Source organism: Candidatus Neomarinimicrobiota bacterium (genome assembly GCA_018647265.1).
Taxonomy (GTDB): domain Bacteria; phylum Fidelibacterota; class Marinisomatia; order Marinisomatales; family TCS55; genus TCS55.
Genome location: JABGTK010000124.1, coordinates 1 through 15,595, shown reverse-complemented (window position 1 = coordinate 15,595; position 15,595 = coordinate 1). Strand labels below are relative to the sequence as shown.

Genomic DNA, 15,595 nt, shown 5'->3' with positions numbered 1-15,595 from the left:
TGACCTTCTGAAACAGATTCAGATGTAAATACAAATTTGCTCATTAATGAATTCCTTAATAATTCTTTTACAGGGAGTCTAGAAATTACGTGCTCTTCCCAATAGACTCCAAAGTGTCGAGAAAATAAATTAGTTTATATAGTAAAAAGATTCTTACCGATGTTTTTTCCACCGATCAACAATTTTTGCAATCTGAATATCTATTTTTTCGATACAATCATCAATGGATTGAAAACCATTATTAGATGATGATTTCGCAAATAAATCATGTTGAGGTATATGAAGATTTATTTCAGTGGTAAATATGCTGTTTTCATGAGTGAGAACGATATAGCAATTGTTAATGCGTTCAAAATGCTTTTTGAACCGCTCCACTTGCATTTCGGCATGTTCCCTTAATTCGTCAGGAGCATTAAAATGGCGTGCTGTAAATTCAATATTCATAATCTTCCCTTTCTTTTATTAATCTAAAGATGGTCCTGCGTTTCGAACTTCAGAATCTCTAATATCATACTGTTCAAAATTTTTCTGAAATTTTTCCACCAAGGCTATGGCTGTTTCGCGATATTCGTCCTGGTCTTTCCATATTTTTGCTGGGATTAGTAATTCCGGATCAACATCTCTCAAACTCTGTGGTACCATAATACCGAAATATGGATCAATCTCAAAGTTACTATCATTGACACTTCCATCAAGGATAGCGTGAATTATCTGTCTTGTAACAGGAAGGGATATCCGCTTGGCCCCTGATTTGGCATTAGCTCCCACCCAACCGGTATTCACCAAGTAAGCAGGTGCATTATGCTGATTCATTTTATCACGCAAAAGTTCTGCATATTTTAAAGGATGCAATGTTAAAAATGGTCCACCAAAGCAGGGAGAGAATGTGGCAGTAGGTTCAGTAATACCTCTTTCTGTCCCAGCCACTTTGGCTGTATAGCCACTGATGAAATGATACATCGCTTGTTCCGGGGATAATTTCGCCACCGGCGGCAGTACACCATAAGCATCACAGGTAAGAAAAATAATCGTATCTGGATGACCTGCCACAGCCGGTTCGCCTTTGCTATAAATCGAATTATCTATAAAATTCAGCGGATAAGATACACGCGTATTTTCCGTCTTTGACCCATCGTTATAATCTACTTCAAGGGTATTTTCATCATAAACCACATTCTCCAGCAAAGCGCCATGACGGATGGCATTATAAATATCCGGTTCATTCTCAGGATTTAAGTTAATCGTTTTGGCGTAACAACCACCTTCAAAGTTAAAAATACCATCATCGGACCATCCATGTTCATCATCCCCAATCAAAGGTCGTTTAGGATCGGTTGATAAGGTGGTTTTTCCCGTACCGCTCAAACCAAAGAAAATTGCTGCATTGCTACCATCCTCATCTACGTTGGCTGAGCAATGCATGGATAAAACACCTTGCAACGGCAGTATATAATGAAGAACTGAAAAAATACCCTTTTTCATTTCCCCGCCATATTCAGTCCCACCAATAATAGCGATACGTTTTTCCATATGAAAAATGATAAATGTTTCTGAATTCATCCCATGCTTTTCAAATTCTTCATTAAATACGCTGGAGGCATTGATAATGGTGAAATCTGGGGAAAAACCCTCCAATTGTTTCTCGTCAGGACGAATAAACATATTATGGACAAAATGTGCCTGCCATGCCCGTTTTGCGATTATGCGAACATTGATACTATATTTGGGATCAAAACCGGCAAAACCGTCAAATAGGTAGGTTTTCGAATCATCTGTATTATAGTAATCGACCACTTTTTCATAGAGTTCGTCAAAGATGGCTTCATCAATTTTTCTATTGACAGGACCCCACCACAGATTATCCGTGGATGATGGTTCATCAACGATGTATTTATCCTTGGGGGAACGGCCGGTGTATTTACCTGTATCTACCATAGTGGCTCCACGGGGGCCAATTACGCCCTCACCATTGAGTACTGTTTCTTCAATTAATTTATCTACAGATAAGTTTCGATGAACATCTTTCACTCCGGTTAATCCAAGCGAATCGAGTCCTAAATCTTTTCCATCGACAAGCATATGCTCTCCTATTTGCTACCGTGGGGGTGGGCTTGACTATATATTTTTTTCATTTTTTCAGGCTGTATATGTGTATATACCTGCGTTGAGGATAAGCTACTATGTCCCAACAAATCCTTTACCGCGCGAATATCTGCACCTTTATCCATCATATGAGTCGCGAAAGAATGACGCAAAATATGTGGTCCTAACCGTTTCCCTTCTGCTACAAATTTTATGTAGTTGCGAATTCTTCTTTGGACTGTACTAGTTGGAACGCGTTTTTCTTTAGCGTTTACAAACAATGGTATTTTTTGAGGTGTAGAACTGAATGACAAGGCTCGATTTTTCAGATAATTTTCTAACCAAAATTTCGCTCTGTTTCCAAAGGGAATCAACCGTTCTTTATCCCCTTTTCCATGAACTTTTATCAATTGTCGAACCGCGTCCACAGAACCAATATTCAGTGCTATTAATTCACTTAACCGAATACCTGTACTGTAGAATAATTCTAAAATGGCACGATCCCTCATCCCCATGGCCGTATTATCATCAGGACTTTCCATTAAGGCATCGATTACTTTTTCATCAATAAAATTGGGTAATGACTGGGGAATCTTTGGTGATTTTACATGGATGGCTGGATTATTTTCAATCTGCTCTGATCGCATTAAATATTTAAAAAATGATTTGATGGAAGCCAACCGTCGCGCGACTGTTTTACTTGATAATTGTGCATCGAATTCAAATCCTAAAAATTCCCTTATGGTATGGCGATCCACATCTTGAAGTCCGGATATGTTTTCAATTTTATTGGTAAGAAATAATGTGAACCGATTCAAATCATTTTTGTAGGCACGCAGTGTGTGGGATGAGCATCCTCGTTCTTTTTCCAGGTAGGAGTAAAAATCATCTAATATCATGTCAAAATTATCCATGGATCAAATCGAATCCTTGAATAAGTGTTTTTATATCATCTGGAATCGACGCTTCAATTTGAATACTTTCACCAGAGGAAGGATGCTGAAAAGATATTTTTCGCGCATGGAGGGCATGACGGTTAATCCCCTTGAATAATTGACGGAGCGTACTTGTGACCTCAGGAATAAATCCTTTGGCTTTACTTAAACTGCCCCCATATTTTTCATCTCCGAATATTGGATGATTCATACTGGCAGAATGTACGCGTATTTGATGAGTCCGTCCAGTTTTTGGGAAAAATTTTACTTCACTCAAAATTGACCCCTGATTAACTGTTTTGTAGTGGGTCAAAGCCTGCCTTCCCGATTCATCAATTTGGTAAGTAGTTGGATCGCTGCGTTTTCGTTTTATTGCACCGTCAATCGAGCCTTCTGAATCCTTCCAATGTCCCCATGTAACGCCCACATATTCTTTTTGAACGCTCCTGTTTTCAAACTGAGAAGCCAAGTGCGCATGTGCCTTATTATGCTTTGCTACTAAAATTACACCAGTAGTATACTCATCAAGGCGGTGAACAATCCCCGGACGGAGGTTTCCATTAATATCCGATAAATTATCAAAATGAAATGCCAGTGCATTTACCAAGGTGCCGGATTTATTTCCAACGCCGGGATGAACCACCATACCCGCCGGTTTGTTGATGGCGATGATATCCTCATCTTCAAATAGAATATCCAAAGGAATTTCTTCCGGTTCAATATAGTTTAGTTCAGGTTCTTTTTCAGGAAGCGAATATTCAATCGACTCGCTCCCATCCAATTTTAATCCCGATTTAGATGGTTGATCATTCACCAATACCAATCCGTCTCGAATCATATTTTGGATTTGAGTCCGACTTAGATCGGGGAGAATTAAAGTAAGGTAAATATCAAGGCGGGTATTTTCACCGCCTGACGCAGAGAGGATTTTTTTGCTCAACCGATGGAGGAAGTTTGCTTTCGTTCCAGAATCAAAGAATCATATAAAACAAAACCCATTCCAACTGTTACGCAAGAATCGGCTATATTGAATACATACCAGTGAAAATTTCCAATCATAAAATCAAGGAAATCTACAACTTCTCCAAGAAGGACACGGTCGATCAAATTGCCAATAGCGCCGGCCAGAATTAATGCAATTCCAGTACGAATGACAATGCCGTGTTCTTGGATCGTCCACAAGTACCAAAAAAGAAAACATGTAAAAATAATTGAAATGGTCGAGAAAATATAAATACCAAAAGGGAAATTTATACCAAAGGCCATACCATCATTGGTAACATAGGTAAAATGAAAGAATTCTGGTATTACCGGAATTGATTCATATAAAGACATCGTTTTCCGTACGATTGCCTTTGAGGCTTGGTCTGCGAGCACCATTATGGCAGTCACAAACAATATTCTCATTAAATACCGAGCTTTTCTTTTTCTTTACAGCTAACGCACTTCGTGGCGTTTGGCACTGCTTCCATTCGTTCTTCTGGAATCAATTCATCACATAATTTACAAACACCAAATGTGCCGTCTTTTATACGCTCAAGGGCAATTTCCAGGTTTTTGAAATGATCACTCCCACGATTCATTAACATAAAGTTTTTTTCTTGTTCATGGGAGTCGGTACCTGCATCGGCCATGTGCACGCTATATATGGAATCGGGTGTTACACCGCCCTGTTTATTTGAGGCAGTCCCAAGGCCTTCACGAATGGTTTCAACATCTTCCGAGACCAAATCCATCTTTTCTTCAATGTCTTTTCTAAACTTTTCGAGTTTTACTTTAGTATATTTTTTAGCCAATTCTCTTTTCCTTTTAAATATTTGTACGCGTTAGTCCGAATGTTACTTGTTGATCTCCGATTTGAAAACTTTCACTATATTCACCGGAATTTTCTTCATCAATCAATTCAACAGCTAACACTTCATTTTTGAAAAACTCTTCAAAGGATTTCAATGCTTCTCCAACTGACCCTTTGGGATTTCCATAAATTTTGATACGATCTTCGACGGCAAATTTAGCATTTTTTCTCATGTTTTGCACCTGCCTAATTACATCCCTTACGATACCTTCTTTTATCAATTCAACCGTCAGTTTTGTAGTTAATCCAACCGTTACATTATCGTCTCCCGATGAGGTATATCCGTCGACAGATTCTGGTTGAATCAAAAGGTCGTCCCGTCCGATTGAAATAGATTCGCCATTTAAATTCATCATATAATTTTTATTAGACCGAATCTCTGCCAAGACCTCATCGGCATCGGCATCCTTCAAATGATTTCGGATGGCCGGTAATTCTTTCCCAAACTTTTGACCTAGTAAAGGCAAATTCGGTTTTACGTTATACTTAATCAACTCAGATTCTGATTCTGACCGGTAGAGTGCTTTTACATTCAATTCATCCAAAACCACATTTTGTTGACCAAAAATAAAATCAGCTACTGCATCATTTTTCACCGTGAAATAAAGTTTCGCCAATGGTTGTCGAATTTTTAGATTACCCTTATTTCTAGCAGATCGGCCAAGTTCAACCACCCGGCGCAAGGCATCAACATTATCCATAAGACCCGTATCTATTTTACTTTCGTCAGCATTTGGATAATCACACAAGTGAACACTTTCCGGCGCCGATTTATCCATGTTTCGCACCAAGTTTTGATAAATATCTTCAGATACGAATGGTAAAATTGGGGCCAATATTTTGATCACCGTTGTTAGAACTTCATACAGAACTGTATAGGCAGCCTGTTTATCACCATCATCCTCGCTTTTCCAAAAGCGGCGGCGGTTTCTACGGATATACCAATTGGATAATTCTTCCAGAAAAAGGTCAAACTTTTTCATTAACTGGTCCGTTCGAAATCCATCCAGTGCTAAACGCGAATCGCGAATAAAAGAATGAAGTTTGGATAAAACCCATTTATCCATAAGGTTGAGATCTGCGTTGGTGAGATTTGCTTTTGTGGGATCAAATCCATCAACAGAAGCGTAGGTGGCGAAGAATGAATAGGAATTCCATAATTGGATTAATTTCTTTCGCACATCATCACCATGATGATAACCAAATAATAAATTATGTTCAGGATTCTGAGCGGCATACATCCAGCGCATCACATCCACACCCATCTTTTCTGCAGCATCATCAAACCAAATCGCATTGCCCCAGGATTTATGCATATCCCGACCGTCTTCCGCCTTAACCAAGGCATGTCCTAATAAATTCTTGAATGGTGCTTTTTCTTCTAACATAGCTGACATGGCCAATAAAGAATAGAACCAATTGCGGAACTGACCCGGTAAGGATTCAGTGACAAAATCCCCGGGGAACCACTCTTTCCAATATTCTCTATTATTATTATAACCCAGTGTTGAAAAGGGAACAATTCCCGCATCCAGCCAGGGATTGCCCACATCGAGGATTCGTGTACCAATAAGTCCACTTTCAGGATGCTTTATTTTAACTTTGTCAATCCACGGACGATGGGGACTGTTACCTTCGAATTCATCCCAGCCATCAACGGCTAATTCTTTTAATTCTTCCTTGGAACCCACTACATAATAGGAGTCATCTTCAAATGTCCAAACGGGTAAAGCTAATCCCCAAAACCGTTTTTTGGAAATCATCCAATCGCCCATGTTATCGAGCCATTCGTGTTCTCGGTCTCCGCCCCATTTTGGAATCCAGTTAATCTCATCCACCACTTTTTTTATTTTGTCCCGCCAGTCCATATTGATATACCATTCATCCACCAATCGAAAAACCAACTCATCGCCTGAGCGCCAGCAATGGGGATATACATGGGGATAATCTTCTACATGAATCAAAAATTTGCGTTCTTTCAAATCGTCAATTATAGCTTGAACCGTTTCTTTGTCCGTAGCGCTTTTGCCAGACAGCCAGCCAAATTTATCGGTAAATTTTGATTCTTCATCCAATGGCGCAATACTCACCATACCCAGCTTTTTACCGATTTTATTATCGATATCACCACATCCGGGTGCCATGTGAACAATGCCGGTACCTTCACCACCCACAACAATATCATTCCCCATATTGTCTTTGCCGGGATCAATCACTTGATGTTGGGATTTTCCCGTGGCACCTGCGGCTTCCAACTCATCAACCACATAAGGGTAACCACCCGCTTCCGATTGAGCGTCAAAGTCGTCATAAGGGCCATCATAAGTCCAGCCAACCATGTCAGAACCTTTTATCGTCCCTATGACTTCATAACCGCCATGTTCTTTAAATATCTGGGCGATGGTCTTTAATTTGGGAACTCCTTCAAGCCACTGTTTCTTTTCTTTGAATTGCTTTTCGAGGCGCTTGAACTCTAGGTTTTCTTGGGCAAAATAATAAATGGCTCCGTCTTTGGCTTTGAGTTTCACATAATCCAAATTTCCATTTATACCAGCAATAACGTTGGAGGTGAGCGTCCATGGCGTTGTCGTCCAGACTAATAAATATTCATTGTCTTTTTCTCGCAACGGAAAGCGGACGAAGACTGCCTTGTGGGCAACCAATTTTCGGCCTTCTATAATCTCCATTTGCGAATAAGAGGTCCCTGATCTTCCGGACCAAGGAACCACATCAGAACCGCGATAAATTTTACCATCTTCAAATAATTTTTTTAAGAAACCCCAGATGGTATAGTTGTTTTCATCTGACATGGTGTAGTAAGAATTATCCCAATCCATCCAGTAACCAAGACGTTTAGATTGTTCCGTTTGTACAGCAGAAAATTTGTCTACACGTTCTTTGCACATTTTGACAAATTTTTCAATTCCAAATTCTTCTACTTCTCTTTTGGATTTAAAACCCAATTCTTTTTCAACTTCAATTTCAACCCATAAACCCTGGCAATCAAACCCTTGTTGGTAACGAAGCTCATGACCATCCATAGCCTTATATCGATTAAAAACATCTTTAAGGGTACGTCCCCAGGCATGGTGAACACCCATGGGATTGTTCGCTGTAATAGGGCCATCGATAAAAGACCATTTAGGCTTGCCCGAATTCGCATCCCGACGTTTCTGAAAAATATCATTTTCTTTCCAGAAATCGAGAATTTTATGCTCAATGGCAATGAAGTCTGCTTGTGGATTGACGCGTTGAATCATTATTTAGTTTTATTACCCATTTTTGGGGTGCGAAAATTAATCTTTTCACCATCCGCAAACAAAGGGGAATAGATAATAAAAAAAGGGCAATGTTTCCATTTCCCTTTTTTGGATAAAATATTTTACCGCGAAATTTGTCGCAAGAATCTTTTTAATCTTTGAATCGCTGGATAAATCTTTTTCGCGCTCAATCCACGACCAAGGATGATTGTGGCACTTTTGAAATCAGTCTTCTAATTCAAGGGTCAAATATCGCGCTACTCCACCGCGTTTTAGGTGCAGCATAACCATATTCTTTTTCTGTGTCTCTTTAATAAGCGCCGCAAATCCTTGGGGCGAATCACATTTTTTTGTTCCCACTCTGGTAATTAAATCACCTACTCGAATTCCTGCATCTTCTGCCACACCCCCAGGAAAAACATTGGTAACAACGACACCTTCTTCTCTGGTGCCAATATTATGTTCTCTTAAAAGCGATTGCGTCAAGGATGAAACCTGAATACCCAATTCATTTGTTTGGATCGGTCGACTCGTTGCAGCAAGTACATCATCGCCGGGCATTTCTTCTAAGGAGACTTTAAGCGTCTTTTTTCTTCCATTGCGAAATACGATTAAATTATATTTTTTATTGGGTTTTGACGCTGAAACTGTATTCCGAAGATGATCCACATTATTCACTTTAACATTATTGAATTCAATAATCACATCACCAGTTTCTACACCTGCTTTTTCTGCTGGACCATCCGCTACCACATCGGCAACCAAAGCACCTTTCCGCGTTTTCAAATCCATGGCCTGTGCTGTAGTTTCATCAATCGGCTGGATTGAAACGCCAATCCAAGAACGCAATACTTTACCATGGTCGATCAAGTCAGACATGACGCGTTTAACCATATTCGATGGAATAGCAAAACCAACACCTTTATTCCCACGGTCAAATCCACCGGTAATAATTGCTGTATTTATTCCAATCAAATCCCCAGAGGAATTCAATAATGCGCCACCACTGTTCCCAGGATTAATAGCTGCATCAGTTTGGATAAAATCTTCATACACATCACCAGCGATTATATTTCCCCGACCTTTGGCAGAAACAATTCCCGCTGTAACTGTATGGCTCAAATTGGCAGAAAATGGGCTACCGACTGCAATCACCCATTCGCCAACACGGAGTGCATCAGAATCGCCAAAATCAACTTCACTTAATCCTCGTGCATCAATCTTTAGTACAGCCAAATCGGATTTAGGATCTCTGCCCACAATGGATGCTTTATATTCAGTTTTATCCAAAAGACGAACGGTAATCTCATCCATATCTTCCACCACATGGTTATTGGTAATAATATACCCCTTACGAGCATTTATAATAACGCCTGAACCAAGAGCCGTAGATTTGAACTCTTTTTGCTGTGGCATTTTTGGTGCAAAAAATCGAAAAAAGTCATTATCCCTGGGCATGCTTTGGTGAAATTGACTCATGTCAATTTTACGTTCTGTCAGGATTGTAACAACGGCAGGATTGGCTTTTTCAGCAATATCCGCAAATTGATCGCTGAATTGTTTTAGAATAGAATTCTGGGCGGAAATCATTCCCACCAGAATTATCATTAAGATTATTTTTTTCATTATTTCCTTTTGCATATTAATGCCCATTTGAATGCAAACAATTGTTGAAGGTTCCATATTAAATACTCTTTTGGAAACTGAATACCCAATTATTCATATTTTTGATTGATTGTCCATCAATGGTAGCCTTCATTGGTTTATCAATCCGTAAGTATAAGGGTTGACCTAAAACTGTTTTAGAGATTCGAATTCCCAAGCCATAATCTACGAGGGAGGTACTGCTAAATCCCTTATCCCCCACAACTAACTTTGACCCCTTAAGTATCCCGGCATCCAGGAATGCCGCCAATTCAAATTTAATTCCTAATAGCGTTTTGCTTAAATAGCCTTCGAACGTAGTTGTAAATACGTTTTCAGTGCCTACAAACTCTTGATTTCCAAATGCGCGAAGGTTCGCATCACCGGCCAAATGGTATTTATTTCTTAAGTCCGTATCGCCATAAAAACTGGATTTATCCCGAAGATAAGGTTTTTCATATAAACTACCTGAACCGGCACCTTCTACCGTATATCTTTCCTGACCCGGGACGCCTTTTTCATCGGCCCAAATTTTTCCATATATCCCTCTAAACCGTGCCCCAAATAATCCAAAACTTTGGTCAAAAGATTCTGTAATGGTTAATCGACTAAAGGACCAATCGGAAATTCCTCCTGGCGCAAAGTCAAAAACAATCTGGTTAGAAATAGGCCCTAAGTATGCATTGAGTTTGGTGAAGAAAACAACTGTTCTCCCTAAATCATATAGATTAGTCCTGCTCGTATCCACCGCATTGGTTACATAAAAACCTGATTCAACACTTTTAATACCATAGACCGGATTGGTAACATTGAGCCTTTTTTCGGAGTTCATTCCAAATCCATTTACACCACCGAGATTATAAAAGTGGAAGTAATTTTTGTCCATCCCTTTAAACAAGTTTCGATTCCAACCGGAAATTTTCCAAAATACCTTACCTGTTTCAGTCCCCAAATTAATATCTGTGGTAACACTTTCTAACAACCCGTAGGATTTCCGCAAACGAAGTCCAGGCATAGCTCCATCCCTATCAAGACTATGGATGGTTGGATGCCATTGTTTAACAACCCTATTCCTTGGAGTAAAACGCATCCCCGGGCGATAAAATATTTTTTCTGCCGGCATTTTCCCGGTAGAATTATTTCTGAAATCGATATCCATTGTTTGGGCATCGGGGTCCAACGTAGCCGATTTTGGCTCACTGGGAACATTATAGTTAAATGAATCACTTGTGCGAAACTTATGGTTTGTCCACCAAATACGATGGGTGGAGTTATCTTTCAATTTTGTTTCCACCAATTGGGGCATATCCCGTTTTCCATTGCGAACAATGTTCAGTGTTACATCCCAAGTACCATCCGATTTTTTCTTCTTTTCCCACCCTTTAATACCATAATCCAGCAAGCGTGTATCATGGAGCCATGGTCGGAAGAACCAATCCAAATCCTGACCGTTCACATCTTCCATGGCATCAACGAATCGTTTTTCATTGGTATGTTTCAAATTCCAGCGACGGAAATATTCCTGCATTCCTTCGGTAAAGGTTTCTTCGCCCAAAATATATTTCAATTCATCTAGCATAAGGGATGGCTTTGTATAGGCATTGGCACCGGCAGCTCGACTTCCTTTAAACATATACGTGGAGCGACTAATAGGTTCATCCTGACCGCTGGACATAAAACCGATCATCCCCCATTGGGAATTCCCCAGGCTACTATTATAACGCCAATGTTTCTTCTGCCAATCCTTATAGCGCTTACTTCCCTCAAGATCGAAACCATGATCGCCATAACGGTCCATCATATACCAACGCGTTTGGAATGAAGTGAATCCTTCATCCATCCACGATTCACGGACTTCATTGTTGGCAAGGATACCGTAAAACCAAATGTGTCCCACTTCGTGGAGAATCAATCCTTCTGATTCGCTCCCATCCATGACCAACATGGGATATTCCATACCGCCCCCAGCGAGACGATCTGTATTTGTCACCTGTGGATACGAATACATGCCGAATTTTGTACTAAGCCACTCTATAGCTCTTTCAGTTCTTGCTACAACTTTTTTGGTCCACTTTTTTCCATTCTTCTGGTTAAATAAAACATGTACATCTACCCCGTTCCAATCGCCACTTTCGTACAAAAAATTGGGTGTGGTTACCCAGGCAAAGTCATGGACCTTTTCCGCATGAAAAGATACAATACGTCTTTCCGTAGAATCATATTCGGCCCGATTCTTTTTAAATTCTTTCAACCAATCAACAAATTTTTCGCTTGTGTCAACACGTACTTCTTCCCATCCTGGATCGCCTTTTACCACTTCTCCCGTGGCGCCGATGATATATCCTTTGGGCACATCCATGGTTACATCAAAAGTACCGAATTCACCATAAAATTCTCCCTCTGCATGGAAAGGTTCATCAAACCAACCATTCTCATCATACACCACCATTTTGGGATACCAATGGGCAAAATTGTATTGATCACCCACTCTTCCGGCACGTTCGGAGAATTCACCTACATGATGGGTCCAATCCAATTCAATGGTTAATGAATCCCCTGGAGCAAGGGATTGAGAAAGTTGAGAAGATAAAATTGTATCGTCAATTTTGAATGTATCGGAAAGGGAAGCCTTCTTATTCGCTATAGAAAAATTGCTAATATCATAATTGCTAAAATATTTATCCATCCCCTTCATAAATTTAGCCATTCGGCTGGCACGACCGAGTTTGGCCATATATTCGCGATATTTCACCGTCCCCTCCTGGAAGGCATTGGCATATAAATTGAGATAAATTCTATCCAATGAATCGGGGGAATTATTAATGTACTTAAGGGTTGAATGCCCACTAATTGTGTGAGCGGCAGTATCCAGTTTTACATCCATTTTATAATGGACAAACTGCTGCCAGTATTCCCCGGCAATTAGTGATGTTAGGTTAAATAGTAAACCAAAGGCGAGGGCTTTCATTATCTATTCCTGATTTTTTATGGTAGAATTAATTTCTACCAATTTGATTTGTTTTATGTCGATTCAGAAAAGATAGACACTTAAAGTATCCAATAGTTGTCAGGATGAAAGAAAAGGCTTTAAATCTTCGTAGAAAGTTTCTTCGGAACGAGGACCGACGTATCCCTTTACGATATATCCATCTCTGTCAATGATAAGCGTTGTGGGTATTCCTGTAATGGGCTGGCCAATGGCTCGGCCAAAAATTGCTGTAACCTTTTGGGTTTCGTTATCATTGATATCCGTGAGAACGGTGTATTTCATTCCCCATTCATTCATGAAATCCAAAATATTTTCTGCTGATCCGGAAGTGATTGATATACCTACAATTTCTAACCCATCTTTTTTATGTTTGGAATAGAGTTTATTAAAATCAGGGATTTCCCTTCGGCAGGGGCCACACCACGTTCCCCAGAAATTGAGCAAAATAACTTTGCCTCGGTTCTCACTCAATTTGAATAAATCACCCTGGACGGTTCGTAATGTAAAGTCCGGTGCTTGGATCGCATAATCCGGGCGTTTTGACGGGTCCGTTTTCATCATCTTTTGAACGATTTCAGTTGGACGCGTTGCCACTTTCATTTTTTCTTTTTGACTGCAACCAATAGCTATCATAACAGTCATAACTAATATAATTCTCATTTTTAACATTTTACTCCCCTGCTAATCCCTCATCGAGGAAATCCAAAAAATTATCCAAATCTCGGGTCATTCCCGGGAATGTTGTAATCACCTCATCATCAGGACTTAATATGACATAATAAGGTAATGCCGCCGTTCCAAAGCGATCGATTTCATATTGCTGGTTTTCCCTATAATTGGGTCCACCATCCGTGTAAAGTTGCACCAAAATCATTTCACCAAAACGATGTTTAACTTCTGTTTTTGTAAATGTGTTGGCTTCCATCCAGCGACAGTTTGTACAAGTATACCCGGTAAAATCAATAAACACCGGTTTCCCTGTTGTTTTTGCTTCCGCCAATCCATCATCTAAATTTCGATACCAATTAAATTCTTCTGCCATGGATGCGCCATTCGTCCGCACCGCGCCTGATTCCCCTTCTACTACAGGCGGTAGATAAGCATAAATAATACCATGTATCCGTTGGCCAAATAATCCCGATGTAAGGTATAATCCAAAAGTCAAAAATGCGGCACTGAGCATTAACCTTGGCACACTGATGGATGAGATAGGTGAATCATGGGGTAATTGGATTTTACCCAAAAGATACATACCTGTCATGAGCATCAATACGGCCCACACTGCCAAAACTGCATTATGTGAGAAAAAGCCCCAACCCCATACTAAATCTGTGTTGGATATAAATTTGAATGCCGCTGCCAACTCCAGAAATCCCATAACCACTTTTACCGAATTCAACCAACCACCAGATTTGGGCATCTTTGCTAAATATTGGGGGAACAATGCTAAAAAGAAAAATGGTAATGCAAAAGCTGCACTAAATACAACCATACCTATCATGGGCCAAAACCATTGACCTTGAGACGCGGCTACCAGAAGCAATCCCACAAACTGGACGGTGCAAGTAAAACTTGTTAATGTAAATGTGACGGCCATGAAAAGGGTCCCCATAACGCCACCACGACCTTCTTGGTTCAGGGAAAATTGGCGTAGTTTTTGAGGAAGTTCTATCTCATACATTCCAAATAAGGAGAGTGCAAAATAAATAAATAATGATGCAATGAAAATATTAACCCAAGGATTAGCGGCAAGTTGATTTGCTCCTGAAGCGCCAAGGGTTAAGGCCAATATTAATCCGAGAATGGAAAATGTTGCAATTATTCCGATGGTATAAATAAGGGCATTTGCGATTGGCTTTCCTTTACCGGTTTCACCTTGATGGGTAAAGAATGAAACTGTTATTGGAATCATGGGAAAGACACACGGCGTTAATAAAGCCAAAAACCCCATAGAAAAAGCTAATAAAATAAATGAAAAGAATCCTTCTTCGATTGCAGCATCCAAATTGATATTTCCCCAATCATCAATAGCAGTTACTGCTAACATTTTGGTCCTATCGTCCCTTGTTTCACCAGCTTCAACTGTAATTGTGGTTGTTAAAACTTCTTCTTTCTGAGGATAACAAAGGGAGGCATTACACACCTGATATAACACATTTACAGAAACGTCATAGGATCCTGGGGCCAAATTTGATTTTAACCGAACAGGTGCAGTAAATGTTGCGCCACCTTCATGGGTTCGGGTATTGGTGAGGAATCCATCATCGTATTTTTCAGTAGGATCCTCTTCTAAAACTTTACCCGCAGCCTGAATTGCATTGCCGGTGACAACCACCTTGGATGCAATGGGACCTTCTCCCTGGTCTCGCAAGGCATAAATTTTCCATTCTGCTTCCATTTCTGCCGTAACAATAATGTTAACCACCTCTCCGGCGCGAGCAGTAGACTCTACCTTAACCGATAAGGTAACAGGACTTTCAAATTGTGCCCAGAGGCTGGCAATAGAAAAAATGCCAATTAGGATTGCTGTCTTTAAATATGTTTTCATTTATCTATTTTATTCTCACGAATAGAGTCGAAAATAAGTGTATTAATTCTAGTGACCAAACCATTGTTTGAGACGGAAACTAATCCTTTTCTGTTTGGAAATTTGTCGTCTAATTGTCAAAATTGCATTTTCACAAGATTGAATTCCTTCATTTAAAAAATAATCAAATTTTTCAAATTCTGACCATTGGAAATCTTTCACATCGGGGCTAATAACAACATCCGCTACTTTAGAATAATGGTTTAATAGGTTTTGATAAGTGGACATATCTGACCGCATCAT

Annotated in this window: 12 protein-coding genes; all 12 read right to left on the bottom strand. The window is 39.8% G+C overall.

The window, feature by feature from the left end; all coding sequences use genetic code 11:
- Window positions 1-153 precede the first annotated feature (153 nt).
- The 12 genes from raiA to HN459_07525 all read right to left on the bottom strand — a co-directional run bounded on the left by raiA (window position 154) and on the right by HN459_07525 (window position 15,580).
- Window positions 154-444, bottom strand: a complete 291-nt coding sequence (raiA, locus tag HN459_07580; GenBank protein ID MBT3479305.1) for a ribosome-associated translation inhibitor RaiA — start codon at window positions 442-444, stop codon at window positions 154-156.
- Window positions 445-462: 18 nt separating this feature from the next.
- Window positions 463-2,079: a phosphoenolpyruvate carboxykinase (ATP) gene (pckA, locus tag HN459_07575; protein MBT3479304.1), complete on the bottom strand. Its 1,617-nt coding sequence runs from the start codon at window positions 2,077-2,079 to the stop codon at window positions 463-465.
- A gap of 8 nt (window positions 2,080-2,087) precedes the next feature.
- Window positions 2,088-2,996 (bottom strand): tyrosine recombinase XerC, encoded by a 909-nt coding sequence (locus tag HN459_07570; protein ID MBT3479303.1) that lies wholly within the window; start codon window positions 2,994-2,996, stop codon window positions 2,088-2,090.
- Window positions 2,989-3,957 (bottom strand): RluA family pseudouridine synthase, encoded by a 969-nt coding sequence (locus tag HN459_07565; protein ID MBT3479302.1) that lies wholly within the window; start codon window positions 3,955-3,957, stop codon window positions 2,989-2,991. Before HN459_07565 ends, HN459_07570 begins: the two co-directional genes overlap by 8 nt.
- Entirely contained in the window at window positions 3,954-4,424 is a 471-nt protein-coding gene (gene lspA / locus HN459_07560) for a signal peptidase II (protein MBT3479301.1), read from the bottom strand. The genes HN459_07565 and lspA overlap by 4 nt, the downstream gene beginning before the upstream one ends.
- Window positions 4,424-4,813, bottom strand: a complete 390-nt coding sequence (locus HN459_07555; protein ID MBT3479300.1) for a TraR/DksA family transcriptional regulator — start codon at window positions 4,811-4,813, stop codon at window positions 4,424-4,426. Before HN459_07555 ends, lspA begins: the two co-directional genes overlap by 1 nt.
- Before the next feature lie 13 nt (window positions 4,814-4,826).
- Window positions 4,827-8,132: an isoleucine--tRNA ligase gene (locus HN459_07550; protein ID MBT3479299.1), complete on the bottom strand. Its 3,306-nt coding sequence runs from the start codon at window positions 8,130-8,132 to the stop codon at window positions 4,827-4,829.
- A gap of 225 nt (window positions 8,133-8,357) precedes the next feature.
- Window positions 8,358-9,758 carry a Do family serine endopeptidase gene (locus HN459_07545; GenBank protein ID MBT3479298.1) on the bottom strand — a complete coding sequence of 467 codons (1,401 nt, stop codon included), beginning with the start codon at window positions 9,756-9,758 and terminating at the stop codon, window positions 8,358-8,360.
- 58 nt (window positions 9,759-9,816) lie between these two features.
- Entirely contained in the window at window positions 9,817-12,744 is a 2,928-nt protein-coding gene (locus tag HN459_07540) for a M1 family metallopeptidase (GenBank protein ID MBT3479297.1), read from the bottom strand.
- Window positions 12,745-12,843: 99 nt separating this feature from the next.
- Window positions 12,844-13,425, bottom strand: a complete 582-nt coding sequence (locus tag HN459_07535; protein MBT3479296.1) for a TlpA family protein disulfide reductase — start codon at window positions 13,423-13,425, stop codon at window positions 12,844-12,846.
- A gap of 10 nt (window positions 13,426-13,435) precedes the next feature.
- Window positions 13,436-15,313 (bottom strand): DUF255 domain-containing protein, encoded by a 1,878-nt coding sequence (locus HN459_07530; GenBank protein MBT3479295.1) that lies wholly within the window; start codon window positions 15,311-15,313, stop codon window positions 13,436-13,438.
- Window positions 15,314-15,361: 48 nt separating this feature from the next.
- Window positions 15,362-15,580, bottom strand: coding sequence for a hypothetical protein (locus tag HN459_07525; GenBank protein MBT3479294.1), 219 nt, complete (start codon window positions 15,578-15,580; stop codon window positions 15,362-15,364).
- Between the last annotated feature and the right edge of the window lie 15 nt (window positions 15,581-15,595).